The organism is Rhizobium tibeticum (assembly GCF_900110205.1).
Taxonomy (GTDB): domain Bacteria; phylum Pseudomonadota; class Alphaproteobacteria; order Rhizobiales; family Rhizobiaceae; genus Rhizobium; species Rhizobium tibeticum.
Genome location: NZ_FOCV01000010.1, coordinates 89403 through 111590, shown reverse-complemented (window position 1 = coordinate 111590; position 22188 = coordinate 89403). Strand labels below are relative to the sequence as shown.

Genomic DNA, 22188 nt, shown 5'->3' with positions numbered 1-22188 from the left:
TTTGCGATGCCGATGTTGATGTGATGGTTTAACTCCTCAGTTAACGCCAGCCAAGAGGCGGCGCCACATGCTTCAGGATCGCGTCGATCACATGGGCGTTGTATTCGACGCCAAGCTGATTGGGGACGGTGAGCAGCAGGGTATCGGCTTCGGCGATGGCTTCGTCTTCGGCGAGCTGTTTGACCAGCGCGTCCGGTTCGGCCGCGTAGGACCGACCAAAGATGGCCTTGGTGTTCTCATCGATATAGCCGATTGAATCCTGCTCCTTGCTGCCCCGACCGAAATAGGCGCGATCGCGATCGTCGACGAGCGCGAAGATGCTGCGGCTGACAGACACGCGCGGCGTGCGGCTATGACCGGCTTGCCTCCAAGCATCTCGATAAGCGCGGATTTGTGCGGCTTGCTGGACGTGGAAGGGTTCGCCCGTTTCGTCATCCTTTAACGTCGAACTCTGCAGGTTCATGCCGAGCTTGGCCGCCCAGATGGCGGTTGCGTTGGATCCGGCACCCCACCAGATGCGCTCTCGCAATCCTTCCGAATAAGGTTCAAGGCGCAGCAGGCCGGGCGGGTTCGGAAACATCGGACGCGGGTTGGGTTGGGCAAAGCCTTCGCCTTTCAGTGCGTTCAGGAACACTTCGGCATGGCCCCTGCCCATATCGGCATCGCTTAAGCCGTCCTGTGGCTGGTAGCCGAAATAACGCCAGCCATCGATGACCTGCTCCGGGGAGCCGCGGCTGATGCCGAGTTGCAGGCGGCCACCCGCGATGAGATCGGCGGCTCCGGCGTCCTCGGCCATATAGAGAGGGTTCTCATAGCGCATGTCGATGACCGCGGTGCCGATTTCTATGGTCTTCGTCTTCGCGCCGACTGCCGCCAGCAGCGGAAAGGGAGAGGCAAGCTGGCGAGCAAAATGGTGGACGCGGAAATAAGCGCCGTCCGCACCGAGTTCTTCTGCTGCAACGGCAAGGTCGATGGATTGGAGCAGCGCGTCGCCCGCCGAGCGGGTCTGCGATTGGGGAGAGGGCGTCCAGTGGCCGAAGGAGAGAAAGCCGATTTTCTTCATGATTTTTGCCCGTTGATATCAGGGATCTGCCGTGGGATTGTGATGGCCATAACATGGGAAGCGGCATCTGCGATAAAAAGACGATTGAACGCTCTGTTCACACTTTGCCGCCGGCCTATCGGACCACCTGCCAGTCATCAGGGTCGCAGAAAATCGAGACGTCAGGCGGCGGAAGGCCCGAAGACGTCGTCCTATGGCCGACAATCCCGAAACGGTGAGCAACGCTGCCGGAAAAGCCTACTGCGCTCTTATTGCGGTGGAGCGACCGGTCTTGCGAATGGCAGAAAGAGTAGTGCGCAGCCTGTCAGTATGGCGACGATGAGCCATGCCTCGTTGATCGCTTGGACGCTTGCCGCCGTTTGTACCAGCGGGTCCAGCGCTGCGGTTGTGTCGGGGCTGAAACTGCCTGCATTGCCCGTCATCGTGCCGGCTGGCGCCCCGACAAACGCAGCGGCACCTGTGTCGCCGGCACGCAACCGATCCCATAATATCTGCGCGAGGGGCTCCGACCTCGTATAGATGATCGTATCGATCAATGCGATACCGATTGCTCCGCCAAGGTTTCGCATCAGGTTGAAGAGCCCGCTTGCATCAGGGACCTGCGCCGCTGCCAGGGTTCCGAGCGCCAAGCGCGTGGGCGGGAGAAGGCAAAACATGATCGCTGCACCGCGCACGACCTGGGGCCAGAACATGGCGTCAAAGTCAGATCGGGGATCCTGGAATGCGCTCATCGCCAGGCCGATCGCAAACAGGGCAAATCCCAATGCCGAGAGCAGGCGCGGATCCGTTCGCTTCTCCAGCACAACTGCGATCGGTGCAGTGATCAACTGCGTGATCCCTGTGACCAGCATTGTGGTCCCGATTTCCAGTGCATTGTGCCCTCTGATGAAGGCAAGGAAAACCGGCATGAGATAGACGGAGCCGAAGAGGCCGATCCCGAGCACGAAACTGAGGGCTGAACCGACGAAGAAATTTCGATCGCGGAAATGACGCAGTTCGACAATCGGGCGCATTCTGCGCAGCGACCGGGATGCAAATGCGGCTCCCGATACGAGGCTGACTGCCAGCAGGCTGAGAACATATGGCGAGATCCAGCCGCTCGTGGGCGCCTCCTTCAGTCCCAACTCGAGGCTCGTCAACGCCAGCGCCATCATGACGAGCGAAACACCATCGAGATGCCGGAGTTCGGAAGGGTCGCCTTTCTGCCGCGGCAGAAACCGCCATGCCACGAGCGCCGAGACGATACCAGGAGCAATATTGATGAGGAACAGCCAATGCCAGGAATAGGTCGCCGTCAGCCAGCCGCCGATGATTGGCCCAACCGTCGGTGCCAAGACAGCCAGCACGCCCGCAATTGTCGTTGCGATCGCCTGCCGCTCATTTGGAAAGAGGATGAAGACAGCTGAAAACACTGCGGGGATCAGCGTTCCGCCGGAGAAGCCCTGGACGACGCGCCAAGCAATCAGTTCGTTGAAGTTACTGCTCGCCGCACAACCAGCCGAAGCAACGACAAACAAGCCTATTGAAGCGACGAAGAGCCACCGCATCGTCAAGACGCGCGTCAGCAAGCCGGTCAATGGTATGGCGACCACCTCCGCGATGAGATAAACGGTCTGGATCCAGCTCATCTGGTCGGGGTCGATATTGATCGCTTGCTGGATGGTCGGAAGAGATGTCGCGACGACCTGCACGTCCAGGATTGCCATGAACATGCCGACGCACATCGCAATGAAGCCCACCCAAATCACCGCCGAGTGGACATGGGAGGAGGGGGGCTCAAGGTGTTGCGACATGCGGTTACCTTGCGATCAGTGTAATTCAAGGCGGCCCGCGCTACAGACCTTCATTCGGGGCGATGGAAAAAGGCTTCCAGACGGTAGCCATCCGGATCGATCACGAATGCTGCGTAATAGAACGATCCGTACTCGGGACGTATTCCCGGTTCGCCATTATCCGTCCCGCCATTGGTCGTAGCGTTTGCGTGAAAGGCCCTGACGCCCTCCTCGCTGCCGGCAACAAAACAGAAGTGCAGTCCCGACTCCATGTCGGGAACGACAGGGCGCTCGGCAAGCTTTGCCCAAAGCTGTGGTTGTTCCGAGCCGTAGCCCAGCCACTTGTCACTCGTGGAAAGTCTCATATAGCCCAGGGGCTCAAGTGCTGCGTCGTAGAACTTGCGCGCACGGTCGAGATCGGACACGCCGATAGAAACATGATGAAACATCGTTCCTCCTTCTAAAGGTGTCAGCTGGGAGCTGCGGCCAATCAGCTGCTCGGGACTGTACAGCGTCGTATCTGTAAAGCAAATGACAGGGCTCTCGATTGTCGATTCTGACGCCGACCTTATTTGCCGGGGCAGCCAAGGTGTTCTCGGGTAGGGATCGCCACCTGATCAATATCGGCAACGGTCCGGGCTATCGAAGCCGCATCGAACTTCTGAAAAGAATCTATGCGAAATGCAACCTAAGGGAGATTATATTGTGGATATTTTAGTGCAGCTGATCTAAGGGGGAGGTGTTCTCAACCGACGTCGATTGGTAACCATGATTGCAAAGCACCTATTTACCTTAGTCATTGCCGTTGTACTTCCCGTTGCTGCCCATGCTGTCGACTGCCCTTCAGCCAAGACTGCGAAGAATGGTTTCCTATTACGGAACTCAGGCGCGATCAGTGAATTCAGGCCGGCCGAAGGTCCTTTGATTACAATAACCAACTCGTTCGGGGACTCGAATAGGCAGACTGTCTATTCATACGAGGGCCTGTTCGACCTGTCGCGCTCCAGCAATGATGAGCGTTACACCATTTATCCGCTTGGGGATTTGGACAAGGTTTTTCCGCTCAAAAAGGATGCGCACCATGTCATCACCTTTGTGCCTTTAGATCCGCAGCAGTCCAAGGACCAATGGACGTTGGAGCTAACGGTAACGAAGCGCGAGACGGTAGCGGTTGGCCGCTGTAAATACGAGGCTTTCAGGATTAGGCAGGAAATCAAGAGGGCGGGCCAACAGGCTGAGTTGTGGAGCGCCCTCTATTCTCCTGATCTGCATGCGACGCTGGCCAAAGTCTACGATGAGGGAACGAACGAAGAGACCACGATCGCTTACGACTATATTCAGTCCTTGCCGCGGTCGCCTTGACTGGTATCCGACGAGCTCGATAGGCCGTCGGTTTTTACACGGCTCAACGACCGGGGCCCACCGCTTCGCATCATCTGCGAAGCGATGGGCCCCGGGCCGGTTGAAGGGATGCTGGCAATTCCGCGTTCGCCCCCAGCTGCGACGCGCGGACGGTACTCGGTACTAGTTTGCCTTAACCCTTCGAGCGAGAGCCATTACATAGTCGTCGGCGATGTCGGCCAAAGTCAGCGCGACCTCCGATTCCTTCCAACCCGCAGCAACGGCTCGCTGGACGAAAGCTCTGAAGGCCTGTGCAAGGACTTCTTCGCGCTCGACAACGCGGTATGGATCATTCGCAGGATATCGAGGATTGCTGATCTGGATCGTAGGATTGGTCGGTTCCATGATATGCCCCTGAAAGTTGCTTCATTTTTAACGGGAGCGCATTCGCTATTGCGTTCCGTCTTGCTGCCTGCACTGCGATTATGCTTCTTTATTAATGGCTTACGCCGTGCCTGTCGTTAGCTGCGCATCCAGAAACTTGCAGCAGCGTCCATTTCTGTGGCTTTTGGTAGTGCCCCAGCGTAGGGCGGTGTTTCGACCCACCTTCCGGATCACGGGATCACGATCCGATCGTTGATGTTCGTCCAAAGGAGGGGCTTCGACATATGCCGATCACAGGATCTACCCATAATGCCAACGCTGAAGAAGCCGTTCAGCAGTTGGAGATATTCACAGGCTCGACCATAGACGCGATTGGAGCGACGAGGAGAAGGCTCGCATTGTCGCGGAAAGTTATAGTGGCGAGATGTCGGTCTGCGTGGTTGCGCGGCGGCATCGCCTGTCGCCCGTCGAGGTGAACTCAACTCAACGCTAGCGCATCCCGGCCATGCGCATGCCCTCGATCAGCACCTCGATTCTGTGCGGGTCGATGGCGTGCTGGCCGCGACGGATGCGTGCAAGGTTGACGCCGGGCGAAATGGTCTCGAGCGCGGCAAGGTGCTTGCGCGCTTCATCCATGCGTCCGAGGTAGGCGTTGGCGGCGATCAATCACCGGCGATACCATAACGCGCGTGATTGATTTTGGCACCCGGTCCTGGGAGTGATGCGGGCGATCAGAGTGTCCGACGGGGAGGGGATGATCGCCCGTCGGCGTCCTGCCGAGGAACGCCTTCGACGCGACGGGGTTGGAAGCGCTCAGGCGCGGCGGAGGTGTCCGAGCGTTCTTAGCCACTTGTCGAAGGATTGAGCGCTCTCGGCCTCGGACACCGGCTCGACCGGGTGCCCGAGATAAGACGGCATGGCCACGTTCCTCGCCTCGCGCGGGCTGTAGCCAAATTCCTTGCTGAAGGCGCGGCTGAAATGTGCGGCAGAGGAAAAGCCGGCTGCAAAGGCGATATCAACGATTTGTTGCCGGTTGGCCGTATCACTCAACGCGGCGTGTGCAGCCAGAAGCCTGCGGCGCTGAATGTAGTGATGCACGCCGCCGTCCGGCTCGAAAGCCTGATAGAGCCGCGTGCGGGAGACGCCCAATTCCCGGCACAAACGGTCGGTTGTCAGGTCGGGCGACATCAAATTGTGCTGGACGAAGCGGTAGACGCGTTCCTTAAGGGCCAAGCTGTTGTGTGGCTCTGCGGACGCTGGCGATGATGAAACACTGGTCAGGATCATGTCGCGGATGGTCTGGACCACATGCGGAAGATCCGCCTCTGCCAGCTGTGCCAGCTTTGCCTCGACGCCGTCCAGATAGTCGATCAGCAGTTTGGCACGCGTTCCGGAAAGGGCGATGTTGTTTCTGATCTCGGTTGAGGCGGGATGAAGCAGCTCGCGGGGAAGATAAAGGGATAGCGTCTTTGCGTCCGTCGATCGACCGCGAAAGGGATGTCCCAAAGTGCGCAATTCGACCTTCCCGGGCTCGCCTTCGGAGACGTGCCCGCCGACTTCCGTCCATGTTCGACCGTTGCGCAGGACCGAGATATGCCAGTGATCGATGGGGCTTGATCTGACCTTCGCTTCCGAACGGCTATAGCTATGGGCGGGGGTGCTTTGTTGAATAATGAGCATGCCGCCGAGATTCCAGGCTGCGTGCTCGGCTCCAAAACCTGCATCTGGGGGAGAATTGTCCGGGCGCCGGACGTCGACAAGCGGCGCGACGTAAGACTGCCAGGCGGCAAATTGCTGTGCCGGCTCGAGGTCGCGCGTGGAAAACCGCAACGGTTGCAATGCTGGCGGAGGCGCCGGTTGCTCGTCCGTGGGTGTCGTCTCGCGACGAAAGCGGCGGCGTTCGCTCTGCGCAGGTCTGCTATCGTCGCGCGAGCGGTCATCGGGTTGGGCTGGGGAGGGGCGAGATCGTTCGTCGTCTTGCAATTTGGTCTCCATCGTCCATCATCGATCAGGCAAGCGCGCTTCGTTCCACATCAGTTCCTACGCCGTCAGGTCATTCTTAGATCCACACCGGGGTGCAGCTTTTTCAGGTTGGGCAGCGACTTCATCTGCCAGGAAATCTGCGATGACCCCAACACGGTCAAATGAATGTCCGGGCGCTTGCGCGCCTCGATCGTCAGCTTGGCGAGCAGATTTATGCCGGAGGAGTTGAGAAACTCCAAGCCTGTCAAGTCCAATGTGGTTTTGCCGCCCCCACCTTCAAGCGCCTTCATGGCGAGTGCATGGATAGGCGCGTAGGCATCAGGTCCCGCCAGCCGCATTGTCCCGTCGAAATAGACTGTGCTGCCTTCGGACCAGACGCGGTAGGCTTCTTCTCTAATTTCCATGGCGCACCTCTTACCGTTTCATGCCGGAATTGCCATCGCGGCATAGGTTTCAATTCTTGTTCGTTCGTGAACGCTGTCCTCCTCGAAGAGCCAGGCAAACTGCACCGCGTAGTCGCTCATCAGAGTCAACAAACCCAGTCCGGAAGTGCCGCCGGTCGTGGCCACGGCACTGGCCTCGATCTGTCGGATAAGCAGGTCACCGGGATCGCCACTCGTCACATTCACGAGCAGCCGCTGGAATCTGGCAGCCGTTTCGCTGTCAATAAAATTGGAAACCCGGAGCCGAACACAATCCGTCTGCGCGAGCGCCTCCACCACGACTTCTCCACGCGCACGAAACTTTATGGCGTTCTCGATCAGTTCGTTTGCGAGATAGCCGATATCCTGCTTGAGTTGATTGTAGAGCCGCCTCGATGGACGAAATCTCGGCGCCATCATCTCGGCGATGAAATCAGACGTCATTCCGGAGTGCTTCCAGGCAAGATCAAGCGGACCATCAAGCAATAGAAGTCGCACTGCGTGAGCGGTGTCAGAGAAGGCGAGGTGTTCTTGCCCAAAGAGCACGACCGTCATGTCATCACCTATGCCGCATCACAACTAATGTGATGTCATCATGTATTTTCTGCGTTCCGATATAGGCCATCAGGCCCTCGATAATGCCGTCCTTTACCGCTTCGGCCGTTTGACCGTGCAGGCGCCGCGCGCTCTGGCAAAGCCGATCGATACCGAACAGTTCGCCGCGCGGATTTTCAGCTTCCGTCACGCCGTCCGTATGGAGCACGATCAGGTCGCCCGTCTGGAAGGCTATTTCGCGAGTATCAACAAAGGGCGAAATGTCGGATTCAAGTCCCACCGGCAGTCCAAGATCACCAGTATCGATCCGCTCGACCTCCCCTGTCTGGCGAATGACGATGAGGTCTTCATGCTGCCCTGAAATGGTGAGGCGCTCGCCATCGTAATCGAGGAACGACAAGGTGAGGTGCTTGTCGGTCCTCGTGCGCTCGATGTTCTTGAAGATCGCCCGGTTGAGGTGTGCAAGGAACTTCGAGGGGTCCGTCTCCCCCGCCTCCAGCAAGGCGCGGGCGACCGATTGCACCATCAGCATCAGCACGCCGCTCTCCAGGCCATGGCCGGTAACATCGCCGATGCCTATCTTCAGGCTTCCACCATTCTGCAGGACGTCGTAGTAGTCGCCGCCAACCTCGTCGGCGGGACGCATATAGGCGGCAATCTCCAGATTCTCGACCGCGCGGAGCTCGGCTGCGCGTGGCAACACCATCATCTGGATGTGTCGGGCCACATCGAGTTCGGCGCCAAGACGCAGGTTCTCGCTCTTCAGCTGCGTGTTCAAGGCCGAGATTTCTTCCTTCGCCTCCTCGATCTCCTCCGTCCGCTCCGCGACCAGTTTTTCAAGGTTTTCGGTGTGGAAGCTGATCTGCTCGGCCATGCGATTGAAGGCGAGTCCGGCCTGCGCGACTTCGTCCTTGCTGCGGATGTCGACCCGAACGGAATAGTCCTTCGCCTCGATGCGCTTGGCGGCCCCTGCCAGAGCTCTGATCCCGCTGGTAATGCGTTTCGACGCCGCAAATACCGCGGCCGTGACGATGAGCAGCGAAACGAGCACCGCGAGGATCTGATAGATGAGGATACGGTTGGTTGCCTGCGCTATCTGCTGCCTGGCTGCGATCAGAGAGGCGTAAATTTCTCGCTCGGGGACGACAATGCCGAGCGACATGACTTCGCGCTGAACTGGACCGTTGACCCACAGATTGGAAGGGCGGAGCTGTTTTGTGACGACCAGATAGGGAACGTCCTCGCCATTCTCGCTGAGCGCGATGTGCTGGACCACGCCGTCCGTATCCAGTGGAAGGGATGCAACGGCGTTCTGCGAGCTGTTGCGCAGCGAGCGATCAAGTCCCGTTACGCCCTTGCTGGTCGCGTCGCTCGCCGCGCGCAGGCCGATGACCTTCTCTCCGGCCGCGTTGATCGCAACGACATTGCCGTTCGACATCGCCAAAAAGCCGAAACCGCTTTCTGCGACTTTCACGTGTTCGACAATTTCAGCAAGTTGATCGAGGGTGATATCAGCGCCGGCGGTTCCCGCCACGCCGCGTCGATCGGCCGTCCAAAGAGGGTGGAAGAAGCTGACGATCAGCTTTCCCGTAATGGCGTCGGTATAAGGAGCGGTCTGCGTGATGTTTTCGGGAACGGGACGTGAAGCGGGATCTTGCGCCCATTGCTGCCACGACTCATAAATGCCCGGAAAGAAGAAATCCCAGAAGTTCGCGTCATCATGGCCGGGATAGAGCCGGTCGAATGTCTGCGCCTGATCGGTATAAGGGGCTGTTCTGAAAATCGGCCGCTCCTTCGGGCCGATGTAGTACATCTGGAGTTTGGAGGCGCCTGTGCCCAGCAGGTTCGGCGCAACGAGATCAAGGACGGCGCTGGTTTCGATGTCGGCCTGCACTTGCGGCAGCGGATGATGATCCTTGTCGAGCAGGTAGCCCCAGACGCTGACGACGGAGGGCGAACCTGGAAGGTTCTGCGCCCAATTGCCGCTCATGTTGAAACTCACCGTCACTGCGCCGGGGTCAGCCCTTGCCATAGCCGCGCCAACTGCGTCGTTCCTGATTGGTCGATCGATCTGGGCCTGGAGCACGCCGGCTAAGGCTTTGACGTCGGAATGGACCTGGTCCAAAAGCAGGCCAACCTGCGCGACCGTGGAATCGGTGGAGGAGCGGATATAGTCCTGGCTCGCCTTTTCAAGACCTTGGCCAACTTGGGTGGTTGCGTCGCGTGATAGCCGCTGCACATTCCAGAGCGCGAGGCCGCCGCTGACCAGAAGATCGAAAAGCACGGCGCCGCCGACAACGATCATGAATTTCGTCCGAAACGAGCGCAATCCGAGGCTTGGCTTTGGTGGAGAAACGGTCATAGCGGTTTCTGCCCCGACGCCGCCCAGATCGGCCAGCCGGCATAGCCTCGCGGATGAAGCGCTGCGAAGATATGATCCTTGAACCCCTGCCTGAACCGTTCGATGAACTCCGGAGAATCTCCTCGTCTGACGGACATCTCGCCTGCGTACACATCCTCCCATGCTTGAATGACATCGGCAAATTCCTGCGGATCGCCGTCGAGGTTGGTGACCATGAAACTTTCGATCCTCACATCCTCAAAGCCGGTATCCAGCAGCAGGCGGGAACTCTTTGGCCCCATTTCGACGTCCATATCGAAATAACGAAAGAGCCTGGCTACCTCGTTGTAGGTCCATTGGATGCTGTCGGCGCGCGGTTCGCCCAGGCAATGGGAGTTCTTTTCGTTGGTGATGTAGACCCTGCCGCCCGGCTTGCAGATCCGGTAGAGTTCTCTGAGGAGAAGTTCCGGCCGGTCGAAGATCTGCAAGGAGTGCCGGCACGTCACGAAATCGAACTGATCGCCTTCGAACAGCATCTGGGATGCGTCACCATACGTGTATTCGATATCCCGAACGCAAAACTCCTCCGCAACGGAGCGCGCATAGTCGAGGCTTGCTGCGGAGTGGTCGAGGGCGACGATTCTGGCCGGATTGAATTCCCTCCTGACAAGCATCACGAAATCGCCGATGCCGCAGCATATGTCGGCGATCACCATGCCGTTGCGAAGTCCATGCCGCGGCAGGATTTCCCGTTCGTGACGCCAGGTCATTTTTGTTTGCGTCCGGAGAATCGGGATGAAGCTCTGGTTCTCGACAAATGTCTGGCCGGGATAGAAGGCAGAATCGTAGATCTCCATGGAGATATTGGGCGAGAGTTCGCTCAGGTGCCGAAACATTTGCGTCGCCCATGTGACAACACTCGATGCGACAACGACGATCTTGAGCTCCGGCCTCGAGCGGGAGGCGTCGACGAGGACGCGCGCCAGGGCGCGGAACGCCGTGCTGTTCATGTGTGTGACGCGTTTCAGGTTGACGTAGAAAACCCCTTGGACCGTTTCAATCTTGTCTCGCAGCAGCAAGAGCTCATCGGCAATGTCGGCAATCGAACGCGGTCGGAAAACACCAGTTGCAACAAACTCCTGATTGCTGGCGTCGAATTGCGTCGTGAAGACGGGTGAGGAACTGTTCGCGGTCAATTGAGGAGCCTCTCGAGCGGCAGGTCGACAACGAAGGTGAGGGCGTCGGCAGCCGAAGCGCGCAGTTCTATGTCCGCGTCATAGTTGACCGCCAATCCCAACAGCACCGCTTGCTCGATGGGAGCAGTTTCGTCGGCGATGACCTCCACGTAGTTTGCCAGCTTTTCACTGTCTTTCAGACTGTGGACGAGCTCGGAGTAAAAGCGTCGCTGTTGTGACGGGCAGGGAAAGCTCAACTCGATTCGCTCTGTCTGCTCATGACGATAGAGATCGCAGACCAGCTCGCCCGCTTGCGCGTCGGAGCGAAACGACATCTCAAGGAGTTCGTTAAGAGCCGAAGAGAGCAGGTTGGAGTGGCGCAGCGGATCACGGCGATCATGGCTGACCATGCGGGCAATATAATTCGACAACTGGTCGCAATGCAGCCAGTTGGCCGTGAAGGTTGCCATTTCGATTTCCAGTTTGAGCAGCTGCTCGAAAGCTGTGTTTGTTATCGCTTCCTGCCTATTCAACCGGAACCTCCCTGGCCGAGTGCCGTTTGTACGCCTTCAGGGCCGGCCCTGTTGCCCGGCGCAGCGTTGGTCCGACGCCCTTTTCGGTGGCCGACGAACTGACCAATATGGTCAACATGCATGGGCGGGCTCAGGAAGTGGCCTTGCAATCGATCACATCCCTCAGCCTCCAGCCACGCGGCTTGTCCGGCCGTCTCGACGCCCTCCGCCGTGACACGCATGCCGAGCCCGTGCGACAGTGCAATGACAGAGCGCACGATCGTCTGGCTCTTTTCGTCGTCGAGGAGGTCGTCGATGAAGTATTTGTCGATCTTGATGTTGTCGAACGGAAAGTTCTTCAGGTAGCTCAAGGACGAATAATCGGTTCCGAAATCGTCAAGGGAGATCTGGATGCCGAGTACACTGAGGGTGTTCAGCGTATCGAGGTTGTTGATCGTGCGCTCCAGAAGGACGGTTTCGGTGATCTCAAGCTCCAAGCGCTCGGCGGGAAAGCCGACCAGATCGAGCGTTTGCGATACGCGGTCCGTGAAGCCTGCAGTCAGGAACTCTGCGGGCGACAGATTGACGGCGACGGTATAATGCGCCGGCCAGTCCAAAGCTGCTCGACAGGCTTCCTCAAGCACCCACTGGCCAATCTCGCTCATCAGGCCATCGGCTTCCGCCATCGGGATAAAGGCGATCGGCGGAACCACGCCGAGCCTCGGATGACGCCAGCGCAACAAGGCCTCAAAGCCAATGACGGCGCGCGCGCCGTCAACGAGCGGCTGGTACTCGAGGAAAAATTCGCCATGCTGAAGCGCCACCCTCAGGCTGCGCCGCAGCAGTTCCCGTTGCTCTAGCACCAGCAACATACTTTGATCAAAGGTTCGTGCACGACGGCGCCCTTCCTTTTTGGCCGCATAAAGGGCGACATCGGCAGCCTTCATCAATTGCTCGCCCTCGTCGCCGTCGCGTGGCGCAATCGCAATGCCGACACTGGCTCCCACGAAGACAGTAATGCCATCCACCACAAAGGGCTTCGTGAACTCGCCAACCAGCGCCTCGGCCAGTCGCTCGGCCTCGCCTGGCTGCTCTTGCGCAATCTGGATCACAGCAAATTCGTCACCGGCGAGACGAAAGGCTGTCTCGTCCGTGCCAAGCACGCTTCGGATCCGGTTGGCGGCGAGCTTCAAAACGATGTCTCCAGCGCCGTGCCCAAGCGTGTCGTTCACTGGCTTGAAGTCGTCGAGATCGATCTGCATCAGTGCAAGACCGCTCTTGCCGCCGGTGGGGAGCAGTCGCCCCAATTCGTCGCTGAACTGCCGGCGATTGGGCAGTCCGGTCAGCACGTCATGGGTTGCTTGGTGCAGAAGCAGGGCTCGCTCCTGCTCCTGCGCACGTGTGCTTTCATTGAGATCGGCGCCGCTGATCTCGACGACCGCCAGACCCTCCCTGGCAGGCAGCAGCAGCAGATCGTAACGGTCACCGGTCGATATGCCCAGCCGGATGGATTGCGGCCTGCCCGTGTTAACGACGAGCCGGACAATGTCAGCGGACGGAGGATTTGCCAGTGCAGGGTAAACGTCCCACAATCTTGTCGCGGCTTGCTCGTTGAAACCCTCGCGCCGCTTAAATTTCTCAGACCAATCGACAAGGACGAAGTCGAGATCCCAGAGCGAGAAAGCCGCGTCGGCGCGGCGGAGGAATTCGGATCCCTGTGGAACCAGCTTGGGCCAACTCGCACGACGTTCCGGCATATGGGTTGGATCTCCTCATTGCGCCGCGCCTCGGTTCTTCGATGTATCCCGCCAATATTGAATCAGCTGTTTGTATAAGAGCTAGCGCATGGAGTGTTGCAGTCAATGAAAAACGCTACCATAGGGCAGTATTGCACACACTCTTGCGACTGCGGATGCGCGCTGCATGCAAAACGACCCGCTTTCGGATCATCCTAAACGGATTAATGACCGCAATCCGCGCTTGCTGTTGGCAGGTTAATACACGTTTCCAAAAGCAATGCGAAATTGGTCAGAGACCGGCGATTTGGTTATCGCCGCAAAGAGGCCCGCGGCATTTCGCCAAATCCCCGCAGACACTTGATGACTTCCCGCAGTCCTTTGGTGAGGTGCTTGTCCCGACGCAACACGATGCCGAGTTGGCGGGCCAAGCGCGGCCTGACAGGCGAGGTCGTGAGGAACCCTGCGCGGTCCTGCTTCAGCGCGAGCGCAGGCAGCAGCGACCAGCCCAATCCTGCGGCGACCAGCTCCTTGATTGCTTCAACGCTGCCGAACTCCATCGTGGGTTGTATTTGGACGCCGGCCTTTGCGAACCAGCCATCCGTGACGGTGCGTGTGTTGCCCCCCTCATAGAGCATGAGAACCTGGTCTTTGAGAAAGTCGGCGTCGGGTCCGCCTTCCGGCATTTCACTGCCCTTGGGGGCCACTGCAAGCAACTCGTCCTCATAGAAAGGCTCGATTTCTAGCGACCTGCCCGAGGCGGGGAGGGTAACGACGGCGAGGTCGAGCGCATTGGATTCGAGGTCGCGCAAAACCTCATCGGTGTTGCCGATCCGGACCGTGATCTCAAGCCCCGGCATTTGCTTTTTGGCGGCCGCGATTGCGCGCGGAAGCAGGTGGATCGAGGCCGTTCCGCCGCTGCCGATCCTGACCCGGCCGACCGCGCCCTCCCGATATGGCGTCATGGAATCAGTTGCTGCCGCACAGTCTTCAAGGATGCGCCTTGCGTGAACGAGGAGATCCGCGCCGGCCGGCGATGGTTGCGCGCGTCGCCCCACGCGCTCGATCAGCCGAACCCCCAACCGCTGTTCGAGCAACTTGACCTGCAGGCTGACGGCCGGCTGAGTGAGGCCAACCTTGTCGGCCGCCGCCGTGAAGCTTCCCAGATCGATAACGCTGACAAAGGCCGCGAGCTGGTCGATATTCAGCAATATAAGAAATCCTTATAGTTTGTATTTGGATCATAATCTTCCTTCAAGGTGTTCGCTAGTCTTATCTGTCGGTTATCCCGCTGACATGGCGGATCGGCGAATGATGCGGAGTGTGAAATGTCGACTGACCTGAGAAAGGAACTGGATTGGAAAAGCAATGTCGCTTCGCCGCGAGGCTTCATCAGTCGTGCAGTTGAGTTTTTGGGTTGTCGCCTGGAGAAGCGGCGCGGCCGTCAGGCGCTCGCGGAGCTGACGGCGGACCAGCTCAAGGACATCGGGATTACGCCGGAGGAGGTCTCTGCCGAGATGGGCAAGTCGTGGTTCTGGAGTCGATAGCAACAGACCCATCTCGACGTTCGTTGCTGAAAAACTGCGCTTGCCTCGCAATCGGTCCGTTCGACTTTGCGAAGGATCCGCCGATGAAGCGCAATGCCTATATCGAGTATTCGGTCTGGAACACCGTCTACAACATCGATCAGCAATATGCGGGCGGCAAATATGCGATCCAGAGCGATGGGATCCGCTGCCACAATGGGTCAAGGCCAACAAGCTGCTCGTGGGCATGGATATCGTCACCTGGTTCACGGCCGCATATCCCGCGCATGGAGGATTGGCGTGTGATGTCGACCGAATGGAAGACCATCCATATCGAGCCGCATAACTTCTTTGCGCACAACCCGGCGCTGACGATCCGCAACGCGAAATGACAGCGCCGCACGGCGCCCCATTCTTGCGGGGGCCGCCGGCCCTATGCTGGCCAGCCCTCCAGGGTTTCGACGAAACGCGTCAGCCAGGCGTTTGTCTGATGAGCGTCCAGCGCGCGATGATCGATCGTCAACGAGACATAGGCCATCGATCGAATCTGGATCGTATCGACGCCATCGACCTCTCGCACGACAACGCGCTTCTCCATTTTTCCGACGCCAAGGATTGCCGATTGCGGCTGATTGATGATGATGGGTGCCGCGACCAGGGAGCCTGACACCCCGTGGTTTGAGATCGTGAAGGTGCCGCCGCGCATATCGGCGTTGGTGAGGCCGCCGGCGCGCCCACGATTGGTCAGGTCCTGAAGTCTGGCGGCGATCGCAGCCAGCGAGAGGTCCTGCACGTGCCGAACGACCGGAACGACCAGGCCTTTGTCGCCAAGCGCCAGGCCGACGCCGATGTTGATATCGTCGAAGATCTCCAAATGTTCGTCATGCCAGCGGCTGTTGATCTCCGGCACAGCCCGCATAGCCGCAACGCAGGCGGCGATGATATAGGCCGTATAGGAAAGATTGATGCCGTCGGCGGCAAATGCCGCCTTGCTCTTCTCGCGATGCTTGATGATCGCGGTGAAATCGGCCTCGAAGATCGCCGTGACATGTGGGGCGGTCGTAGCCGAATCCAGCATGTGCCGCGCGATGGAAAGCCGCATGGGAGTATGAGCAACCATGTGCGAGCGGTGGGTGATCTGATCGCGGGTAAACGTGCCCGGATCGGGGCTGGTCGGGATGCCGGCGGACGATGGCGTTTTATCGCGCTCCAGCTTCTGGTTGCGGGCGAACGCCGCATCCATATCCATACGCGTAACACGTCCGTCCCTGCCGGTGCCGACGACCTCGGCCGGATCGATGCCGTATTGCTCGCCAGCACTGCGAACTGCCGGCGAGAAGCGGTCGCCGCTCTCATTGCCACTCTCGCCATGCGGCAAGGGTGGAGTATCCGGCACACGGTCATCTCCGGCGTTGCTAGGCCTCAGACGAATGCGGCAGAGAACCGCGCCGGGCGCTGCATCGGTGCCTGACGCCATGACGATCTCGTCGAGGATTCCTGCTGCGGGTGCCGAAATCTCCTGCGTGACCTTGTCCGTTTCGAGCTCGACGAGGGGATCGTCGACGGCGACGATCTCGCCTGGTTGCTTTAGCCAGTTGCGTACGACTGCCTTCGTTCCCTCCTGTTCGACGGGCACGAGGACTTCGGAAAAATCGACCATGTTCTAGTACTCCACGAGGGCCGTGATTTTCTGTCTGATGCGGTCAACCGACGGCACCGCCCAGTCGAGCAAGGCCGGATTGTGCGGGCTTGGGATATCCGGCATCGTCAATCGCGATACCGGTGCGTCGAGATCCATGAAGGCCTCGTCGGCAACGACGGCGGCAATCTCGGCGCCGAAGCCACCTGTTCCAAGATCCTCATGGACGATAAGACACCGGCGCGTGCGACGGATCGACGAAACGACGCTCGCGCGGTCGAAGGGCATCAGCGTGCGAAGATCGATGACATCGGCAGAGATGCCTTCCGCCGCCTCCTCGCAGCGGGGAACCATGGCGCCCCAGGTCACGATCGTGATCGAATTGCCCTTGCGCGTAAAGCGTGCCTTGCCAAAGGGCAGGGCGTAGTTGTCACCCGGGTAAGGGCGGCGTGCCCACGGATGGTCGAGCATGGCGCGATGCTCGAAGAAGATGACAGGATCGTTGCCGCGCAAGGCGCTCCGCAATAGCCCGACGGCGTCTTCGGCGTTCGAGGGAACGGCGACCTTCCAGCCCGGCTGGTGGACGAAGGCAACCTCGTTCGTCTGGCTGTGCCATGGGTCGCCACACTTGAAGAAACCGCCGGGCATGCGCAGCACGACGGGCGCTGCGAACCGGTTGTTGGTGCGCCAGCGGATCGTGCCGCAATCGTTGATCTGTTCCGCCGCGGGCTCGGCATATTTGCGGAACTGAATTTCTGGAACCGGAACAAGCCCGGCAAGCGCCATGCCGACGGCGCGCCCGACGATGCCTTCCTCCGAGAGCGAGGTATCAAACACCCGTTCCTTGCCGAACTTGTCCTGTAGTCCTAGCGTGACGGCGTGAACGCCGCCCTTCGGGCCGATGTCCTCGCCGAACAGCACCACACGCTTGTTGATGGTCAGTTCGTGATCGAGTGTCCGCCTGATCGCCGTGACCATATTGATACGCTGGCCGTCCGGTGCCGCCTCGTCGGTGCATTCCGGTGCACGGTAGCCGTCGCAATGCTGACCACCCATTGCCTGCATGTCGCCCTCGAAGAACACATGACGGGTGACCGTTTCGGGAACGGCAACAACCCGGTCTTCGGCCTCGACGCGCGCTCGTTCTGCAACGCCGGCCGCCTCAAGCCGGCACGCTTCCCACTCCTGCGCGCTCATCACCGACGGAACCAGGTAGTCTCGAAGCCGTGGTAGCGGATCGCGAGCCCATTCTGCCTTGACGAGCGCTTCGCTCTTATATGACTGGGTGTCTTGGAAGCTGTGCCCCTCCAGTCGGGGGACAGTGAGCCGCAAAAGGGCAGGCATTCGACGCTCGCGAATGAAGCCGACCGCCTGCTGCGTCAATCGCGCGGCCTCCGCGGGATCGCACCCATCGCCTTCAAAGATCGTCAAGCCCTGCCAGCTCGCGAGATTGGCTGCGATGTTTCCGCCGGGCGTCTGCACGTCGGAAGGGACCGAGATTCCGAAGCCGTTGTCCTCGATGTAAAACAACATCGGCAGCGCCTGCGTCGTGGCGATCGTCAGCGCAGACCAGAAACCGTTCGATGCGACCGAACCGTCGCCCCCCAGCACGACGGCGATCGCATCGCGATAGTCATGCTCGCCAAGCACCGTCGCGTAATACTGGAGCGCCTGGGCCCAGCCAGCCGTCGGCGTGTACTGGGCTCCCACACCGCCGCACATCGGCAGAGCCGAAGCGCCGTTGTGGTTCGGATAGTTGAAGACCACGCCGATATCACGGCCATCGGAATAGCCGCCGGCGCGGCCCATCGCCGAGCCAAGCGCATCGGCCGGGTCGACGCCGAGCGACAAAAGCAGCGGGCGCGACCGATAGTAGCCGCAGGTAGCGTCGTGGCGGTTCGTCAGTTGCAGGCCGAGCATGATCTGCGCCATGTCATGGCCGCGGGCGGAGAATTGATAGAGGACTTTCTTCTCGGGAACGAGCCGGGTTTCCTCCATCTCGTCAAGGATACGCGAGAGATGCAGGAGGTAGGTAACGCGTTGCCAGTCTACTCCCTCATCGGGTGCGTTCCTGCCACGCAATAAAGCCGCGGTTGCCTGCGCCATCTTCGATCCTCCAAGCCTATGGTCTGTGAAGAGATTAGTGCAGCCATGAGGAAATTGCGTTTCAGCTTTCAGGCAAAAATGCCGAGATGTGAAACGTTCGTTTCGCCAATGCACGAAGTTGCGCAGTATCAATTCGAAATCCTGGCTATAGGTTTGCGTTAGCGGGGCCGCACTTCCGAATCGCCGATCGGATATGGGTGCGTCCGGTAAGCTTTTTGGCAGCGAGTGGCGGCAGCGGCTCGCGGTTTTCTTCTCAACCTGCATGTCGACGTTGCAAATTCCGGATGCCTCGTATGCGGTTTTCGAAGTGCTCATTGAGGAGGCGATGAGCTATATAATTGTGCAACGCACAAGGAGATATGACATGAAAATCGGCAACAGGTTCGGGGAGTTCCTTCAGCTCCGTAAGGCATACAGAGATCTTTCCCGACTCGACGATGCAGCATTGAAGGACATCGGCGTCACGCGCGGCGATATTAAGCGCCTGGTTTACGGCCGCTAAGACTCTTAACAATATCCAGACATCAGGGCTCGCTCATGCGGGCCTTTGTTGTTTTTGGTGCCTGCACGGACGAGGGCGAGAGCCTGCGTGCCGACTCGGGCTTGCCTTCGGCGACGGCTCCGTCCAGCTCAAGCCCTCGGGCCACAGCGGCGGGCGTGAACTTTCGGGTGGGTTGGCCTGCTTCTCCGCTGCGAAGCTCCGCGCCCAATAGTGTCTTAAAAACAGACCTTTGAAGGTCGCTGTCCGGCATGGCGTGTCGATGGCACATCGCGAATTTTTTGAGTGCGCGCGCTGAGGCTTGTTAATGATCCGGGCCCGGAAATTAACTATTTATTAACCAAATCAGACATAGAAATATTCAACGATTTCTTAACCTAGATGACCAAAGTGCTAACAAACGCTCGCTCGATCCGCATTAAGGGCCGCTCCTTCCTGGCGGTCATGCTTTCGCCAGATCTTCCCTTCGATGACTGGCTCGTAAGACTAGATGATCTTGCCGCGCGCTCCGCCGGCTTCTTCCTGGGGCGACCGGTCGTACTCGACGTCAGCGACCTGGAGATTGACCGGGCGCAGCTGAAGGGCTTGGTTGCTGAGCTTGCGCAGCGCAACGTCAGCATCATGGGCATTGAGGGCTGCCGTCCGTCGCTTCTCGGTCCGGGCATGCCGCCGGCGCTCAAGGGCGGGCGCCCGGTCTCCGATTTCGAGGTCCCCCAGCAGGAGCCGATCATCGATGTTCGTGCCAAGCCCGCGGTTGTCGAGACCCGCCCGGCATTGCAGTCGATCGTCATTCGCGAGCCGATTCGTTCGGGTCAGTCGCTGATTTTTCCGGAAGGCGACGTCACGGTCATCGGCTCCGTCGCATCCGGTTCGGAAATTATCGCCGGCGGCTCGGTTCATGTCTACGGAACACTGAGGGGGCGCGCGATGGCGGGCTCTGTCGGGAATACGTCGGCGCGCATCTTCTGCCGCAAGCTTGAGGCGGAGCTGGTCGCGATCGACGGCATCTACAAGATGGCGGAAGACATAGCGCCGAACCTTCGCGGACACGCCGTTCAGCTCTGGCTGGAAGGCGATTCGATCAAGGCAGAGAAACTTATCTAGGCCCGAAGCTGGCTATTAAACAGGAGAGAAAGATGGGGAAAGTCATCGTCGTCACTTCGGGCAAGGGCGGAGTGGGCAAGACCACATCCACCGCAGCCCTCGGAGCGGCCTTAGCGCAGAGGAACGAGAAAGTGGTCGTGGTCGACTTCGATGTCGGCCTGCGCAATCTCGATCTGGTCATGGGGGCGGAGCGAAGGGTCGTCTATGACCTTGTCAACGTCATCCAGGGCGATGCCAAGCTTTCGCAGGCGCTGATCCGCGACAAGCGGTTGGAGACGCTCTTCCTGCTGCCGGCCTCGCAAACGCGGGACAAGGACAACCTTACGGCTGAGGGTGTTGAGCGCGTCATCAATGACCTCAAGCGTCACTTCGACTGGATCATCTGCGATAGTCCCGCCGGGATTGAGCGCGGTGCCACACTCGCCATGCGCCACGCCGATGTGGCGGTGGTCGTGACGAACCCCGAGGTCTCGTCCGTCCGCGACTCCGATCGCATCATCGGCCTGCTGGACGCGAAAACTGCCAAGGCCGAGCGCGGCGAGCGGATGGAAAAACATCTGCTCCTGACGCGTTATGATGCCAGCCGCGCTGAACGCGGCGACATGCTCAAAGTCGATGACGTGCTGGAGATCCTCTCCATTCCGCTCCTCGGCATTATTCCCGAAAGCACGGATGTGCTGCGCGCGTCCAATATCGGTAGCCCCGTGACCCTGGCCGATAGCCGCAGCGCGCCCGCGATGGCCTATTTCGATGCTGCGCGCAGACTGGCTGGCGAAGAGCTGCCTGTCGTCGTTCCGGGAGAGAAGCGAGGCATCTTCGGCAAGATCTTCGGACGGAGGGCCGCTGCATGAGCATTTTCAGCATTTTTAGCAAACAGAGGACCGCGCCGGCGGCCCGAGAGCGCCTGCAGGTACTACTGGCGCACGAGCGCGTTTCGGCAGGATCCGATCTCGTATCGCTGCTGCGCGAAGAAATCCTTGCCGTCATCGCTAAGCACGTGCAGGTCGATAGCGAGAGGGTTCGCGTCACGATGGATCGCGACGAGCATATGTCGATCCTCGAGATCGACGTGGAAATCCCGCTTGGCGCGAGTGTTCGGGCGGCATGAATCCAAAGCGGCGCCAAGAGCGCCGCTTCTTTTCCTGTCCGGAAGCCATCTCAGACGTGGTTCCGTTTACGTCGCCCCATGGACGTGGGGCGGCTATTTTTGCGTCCGCAGTCCGTCCATCAGCAGGCCGATAAGCCGGTTCGAGCGGTCCCGCCATTCCGCAGACGCCGGTAGCGAATAGATGCTCGAAAGGGCATGCAGAAGGTCCGTCGTGTCGATGTCGCTTCGAATGAATCCTTGCTCGGCTGCTGCTCTTAGAAGATTTTCGGCGGCTCCTCGCAGGATGCCGCTGCCTTCGGCAAACAGCGAGGCGTTGGAGTCCATCAGGATTTTCAGGCTGGTTGCCATCCCCCGCTTGGCGGCGATGTAATCCACAAAGCGGCGCATCCATTCTTCCAGCGCAACATCAGGCGCATCGCTTGCCGCCAGTTCCTTCGCGGCTGCCGCAAGGCTTTCGAGTTCTCGGCGATAGACCACCTCGACGAGATGCTCGCGCGTTGGAAAATGCCGGTAGAGCGTACCGATGCCAACGCCGGCTCTGCGGGCAATGTCTTCCAGCGATGTTTCGACGCCGGCTTCCGCGAAGGCGGCGGCGGCAACCTCGACCAGTTTCTCGCGATTGCGGCGGGCGTCGGCGCGCAATGGCGGCGATGTGGACGGTTCCGTCTTCGGCGGGGCCGAGGCCAAAATAAGCTCCAAGCAGATTCCGGACTTGACGATGGACGGCAAGTCACTAGATTAAACGGAGGCGCCTCCGCTTAATGCAGGCAGGTGCCTTCGACTTCTTAATCCAGAAGGGGGCAGGATGTCATGCCAAACCTGCCTAGGCTTGCTTTTGATGACATTACCTAGCGCACCGACCTCGGACGACCATCTTTTTTGGATTTCCGACGTCCAATCTCGTGACGATAGCAGGAGCTTA

General features: G+C 59.3%; 24 protein-coding genes. 8 read left to right on the top strand and 16 right to left on the bottom strand.

Translation table 11 applies throughout. The annotated features are described in order from the left end of the window. Positions 1 to 40: 40 nt before the first annotated feature. The 3 genes from BSG20_RS13185 to BSG20_RS13175 form a co-directional block, all read right to left on the bottom strand. Positions 41 to 1063, bottom strand: coding sequence for an LLM class flavin-dependent oxidoreductase (locus BSG20_RS13185; RefSeq protein WP_072375875.1), 1023 nt, complete (start codon positions 1061 to 1063; stop codon positions 41 to 43). A 248-nt stretch (positions 1064 to 1311) separates the two neighbouring features. Beyond that, positions 1312 to 2856 (bottom strand): DHA2 family efflux MFS transporter permease subunit, encoded by a 1545-nt coding sequence (locus BSG20_RS13180; protein ID WP_072375873.1) that lies wholly within the window; start codon positions 2854 to 2856, stop codon positions 1312 to 1314. Positions 2857 to 2906: 50 nt separating this feature from the next. Next, complete coding sequence (locus tag BSG20_RS13175) at positions 2907 to 3284, bottom strand: VOC family protein (protein ID WP_072375871.1); 378 nt, start codon at positions 3282 to 3284, stop codon at positions 2907 to 2909. A 319-nt stretch (positions 3285 to 3603) separates the two neighbouring features. Here BSG20_RS13175 and BSG20_RS13170 point away from each other — a divergent pair, with 319 nt between their 5' ends. Beyond that, the gene (locus BSG20_RS13170; RefSeq protein WP_072375869.1) at positions 3604 to 4197 is read left to right on the top strand and encodes a hypothetical protein; all 594 of its coding nucleotides are present in this window, start codon (positions 3604 to 3606) and stop codon (positions 4195 to 4197) included. A 162-nt stretch (positions 4198 to 4359) separates the two neighbouring features. Here the strand turns inward: BSG20_RS13170 and BSG20_RS13165 are convergent, their stop codons facing one another. Then, complete coding sequence (locus BSG20_RS13165; RefSeq protein WP_024316773.1) at positions 4360 to 4581, bottom strand: hypothetical protein; 222 nt, start codon at positions 4579 to 4581, stop codon at positions 4360 to 4362. A 325-nt stretch (positions 4582 to 4906) separates the two neighbouring features. Between BSG20_RS13165 and BSG20_RS38830 the strand changes: the two genes are divergently transcribed. After that, entirely contained in the window at positions 4907 to 5053 is a 147-nt protein-coding gene (locus BSG20_RS38830; RefSeq protein ID WP_083539920.1) for a transposase, read from the top strand. On the opposite strand, the gene BSG20_RS35575 is transcribed toward BSG20_RS38830, so the two are convergent. The 9 genes from BSG20_RS35575 to BSG20_RS13120 all read right to left on the bottom strand — a co-directional run bounded on the left by BSG20_RS35575 (position 5050) and on the right by BSG20_RS13120 (position 14495). Next, positions 5050 to 5226 (bottom strand): hypothetical protein, encoded by a 177-nt coding sequence (locus BSG20_RS35575; RefSeq protein WP_244541326.1) that lies wholly within the window; start codon positions 5224 to 5226, stop codon positions 5050 to 5052. The two genes, BSG20_RS38830 and BSG20_RS35575, sit on opposite strands and share 4 nt — an antisense overlap. Positions 5227 to 5373: 147 nt before the next feature. After that, the gene (locus BSG20_RS13155) at positions 5374 to 6555 is read right to left on the bottom strand and encodes a helix-turn-helix domain-containing protein (protein WP_072375867.1); all 1182 of its coding nucleotides are present in this window, start codon (positions 6553 to 6555) and stop codon (positions 5374 to 5376) included. Between the two features lie 53 nt (positions 6556 to 6608). Next, a complete protein-coding gene (locus tag BSG20_RS13150; RefSeq protein WP_072375865.1) occupies positions 6609 to 6947 on the bottom strand; it encodes a slr1659 superfamily regulator in 339 nt (112 codons plus the stop codon). A gap of 18 nt (positions 6948 to 6965) precedes the next feature. Further along, a complete protein-coding gene (locus BSG20_RS13145) occupies positions 6966 to 7520 on the bottom strand; it encodes a slr1658 superfamily regulator (protein ID WP_072375862.1) in 555 nt (184 codons plus the stop codon). Positions 7521 to 7524: 4 nt separating this feature from the next. Then, complete coding sequence (locus BSG20_RS13140; protein ID WP_072375861.1) at positions 7525 to 9882, bottom strand: SpoIIE family protein phosphatase; 2358 nt, start codon at positions 9880 to 9882, stop codon at positions 7525 to 7527. Next, positions 9879 to 11057, bottom strand: coding sequence for a class I SAM-dependent methyltransferase (locus BSG20_RS13135; protein WP_072375859.1), 1179 nt, complete (start codon positions 11055 to 11057; stop codon positions 9879 to 9881). Before BSG20_RS13135 ends, BSG20_RS13140 begins: the two co-directional genes overlap by 4 nt. Further along, positions 11054 to 11569, bottom strand: a complete 516-nt coding sequence (locus BSG20_RS13130; RefSeq protein ID WP_072375857.1) for a ubiquinone biosynthesis methyltransferase UbiE — start codon at positions 11567 to 11569, stop codon at positions 11054 to 11056. The genes BSG20_RS13135 and BSG20_RS13130 overlap by 4 nt, the downstream gene beginning before the upstream one ends. Further along, entirely contained in the window at positions 11566 to 13305 is a 1740-nt protein-coding gene (locus BSG20_RS13125; protein WP_072375855.1) for a putative bifunctional diguanylate cyclase/phosphodiesterase, read from the bottom strand. The genes BSG20_RS13130 and BSG20_RS13125 overlap by 4 nt, the downstream gene beginning before the upstream one ends. A gap of 290 nt (positions 13306 to 13595) precedes the next feature. Next, positions 13596 to 14495 (bottom strand): LysR family transcriptional regulator, encoded by a 900-nt coding sequence (locus BSG20_RS13120; RefSeq protein WP_072375853.1) that lies wholly within the window; start codon positions 14493 to 14495, stop codon positions 13596 to 13598. Positions 14496 to 14612: 117 nt separating this feature from the next. Here BSG20_RS13120 and BSG20_RS13115 point away from each other — a divergent pair, with 117 nt between their 5' ends. Further along, positions 14613 to 14831: a DUF1127 domain-containing protein gene (locus tag BSG20_RS13115; RefSeq protein WP_072375851.1), complete on the top strand. Its 219-nt coding sequence runs from the start codon at positions 14613 to 14615 to the stop codon at positions 14829 to 14831. Positions 14832 to 14914: 83 nt separating this feature from the next. After that, positions 14915 to 15202: a copper amine oxidase gene (locus tag BSG20_RS13110; RefSeq protein WP_143147479.1), complete on the top strand. Its 288-nt coding sequence runs from the start codon at positions 14915 to 14917 to the stop codon at positions 15200 to 15202. A 41-nt stretch (positions 15203 to 15243) separates the two neighbouring features. Here BSG20_RS13110 and BSG20_RS13105 read toward each other — a convergent pair whose 3' ends face one another. After that, positions 15244 to 16470, bottom strand: coding sequence for a dihydrolipoamide acetyltransferase family protein (locus tag BSG20_RS13105; RefSeq protein WP_072375847.1), 1227 nt, complete (start codon positions 16468 to 16470; stop codon positions 15244 to 15246). Positions 16471 to 16473: 3 nt separating this feature from the next. Beyond that, a complete protein-coding gene (locus tag BSG20_RS13100) occupies positions 16474 to 18555 on the bottom strand; it encodes an alpha-ketoacid dehydrogenase subunit alpha/beta (RefSeq protein WP_072375845.1) in 2082 nt (693 codons plus the stop codon). 364 nt (positions 18556 to 18919) lie between these two features. On the opposite strand from BSG20_RS13100, the gene BSG20_RS13095 reads away from it, so the two are divergent. The 4 genes from BSG20_RS13095 (at position 18920) to minE (ending at position 21266) form a co-directional block, all read left to right on the top strand. Next, on the top strand, positions 18920 to 19057 hold the full coding sequence (locus tag BSG20_RS13095) for a DUF1127 domain-containing protein (protein ID WP_072376045.1): 138 nt from the start codon (positions 18920 to 18922) through the stop codon (positions 19055 to 19057). Positions 19058 to 19435: 378 nt separating this feature from the next. Further along, positions 19436 to 20158, top strand: coding sequence for a septum site-determining protein MinC (minC, locus tag BSG20_RS13090; RefSeq protein WP_072375841.1), 723 nt, complete (start codon positions 19436 to 19438; stop codon positions 20156 to 20158). A 32-nt stretch (positions 20159 to 20190) separates the two neighbouring features. Further along, positions 20191 to 21009: a septum site-determining protein MinD gene (minD, locus tag BSG20_RS13085; RefSeq protein WP_072375839.1), complete on the top strand. Its 819-nt coding sequence runs from the start codon at positions 20191 to 20193 to the stop codon at positions 21007 to 21009. Continuing rightward, the gene (gene minE, locus BSG20_RS13080) at positions 21006 to 21266 is read left to right on the top strand and encodes a cell division topological specificity factor MinE (RefSeq protein ID WP_024316787.1); all 261 of its coding nucleotides are present in this window, start codon (positions 21006 to 21008) and stop codon (positions 21264 to 21266) included. The genes minD and minE overlap by 4 nt, the downstream gene beginning before the upstream one ends. Positions 21267 to 21359: 93 nt before the next feature. On the opposite strand, the gene BSG20_RS13075 is transcribed toward minE, so the two are convergent. Beyond that, positions 21360 to 21953, bottom strand: coding sequence for a TetR/AcrR family transcriptional regulator (locus BSG20_RS13075; protein ID WP_072376043.1), 594 nt, complete (start codon positions 21951 to 21953; stop codon positions 21360 to 21362). Positions 21954 to 22188 lie beyond the last annotated feature (235 nt).

Coding starts and splice junctions, on each gene's coding strand:
- BSG20_RS13185 (WP_072375875.1), bottom strand. CDS start 1,063: ATGAAGAAAATCGGCTTTCTCTCCTTCGGCCACTGGACGCCCTCTCCC.
- BSG20_RS13180 (WP_072375873.1), bottom strand. CDS start 2,856: ATGTCGCAACACCTTGAGCCCCCCTCCTCCCATGTCCACTCGGCGGTG.
- BSG20_RS13175 (WP_072375871.1), bottom strand. CDS start 3,284: ATGTTTCATCATGTTTCTATCGGCGTGTCCGATCTCGACCGTGCGCGC.
- BSG20_RS13170 (WP_072375869.1), top strand. CDS start 3,604: ATGATTGCAAAGCACCTATTTACCTTAGTCATTGCCGTTGTACTTCCC.
- BSG20_RS13165 (WP_024316773.1), bottom strand. CDS start 4,581: ATGGAACCGACCAATCCTACGATCCAGATCAGCAATCCTCGATATCCT.
- BSG20_RS13155 (WP_072375867.1), bottom strand. CDS start 6,555: ATGGAGACCAAATTGCAAGACGACGAACGATCTCGCCCCTCCCCAGCC.
- BSG20_RS13150 (WP_072375865.1), bottom strand. CDS start 6,947: ATGGAAATTAGAGAAGAAGCCTACCGCGTCTGGTCCGAAGGCAGCACA.
- BSG20_RS13145 (WP_072375862.1), bottom strand. CDS start 7,520: ATGACGGTCGTGCTCTTTGGGCAAGAACACCTCGCCTTCTCTGACACC.
- BSG20_RS13140 (WP_072375861.1), bottom strand. CDS start 9,882: ATGACCGTTTCTCCACCAAAGCCAAGCCTCGGATTGCGCTCGTTTCGG.
- BSG20_RS13125 (WP_072375855.1), bottom strand. CDS start 13,305: ATGCCGGAACGTCGTGCGAGTTGGCCCAAGCTGGTTCCACAGGGATCC.
- BSG20_RS13115 (WP_072375851.1), top strand. CDS start 14,613: ATGTCGACTGACCTGAGAAAGGAACTGGATTGGAAAAGCAATGTCGCT.
- BSG20_RS13110 (WP_143147479.1), top strand. CDS start 14,915: ATGAAGCGCAATGCCTATATCGAGTATTCGGTCTGGAACACCGTCTAC.
- BSG20_RS13105 (WP_072375847.1), bottom strand. CDS start 16,470: ATGGTCGATTTTTCCGAAGTCCTCGTGCCCGTCGAACAGGAGGGAACG.
- BSG20_RS13100 (WP_072375845.1), bottom strand. CDS start 18,555: ATGGCGCAGGCAACCGCGGCTTTATTGCGTGGCAGGAACGCACCCGAT.
- BSG20_RS13095 (WP_072376045.1), top strand. CDS start 18,920: ATGAAAATCGGCAACAGGTTCGGGGAGTTCCTTCAGCTCCGTAAGGCA.
- minC (WP_072375841.1), top strand. CDS start 19,436: ATGACCAAAGTGCTAACAAACGCTCGCTCGATCCGCATTAAGGGCCGC.
- minD (WP_072375839.1), top strand. CDS start 20,191: ATGGGGAAAGTCATCGTCGTCACTTCGGGCAAGGGCGGAGTGGGCAAG.
- minE (WP_024316787.1), top strand. CDS start 21,006: ATGAGCATTTTCAGCATTTTTAGCAAACAGAGGACCGCGCCGGCGGCC.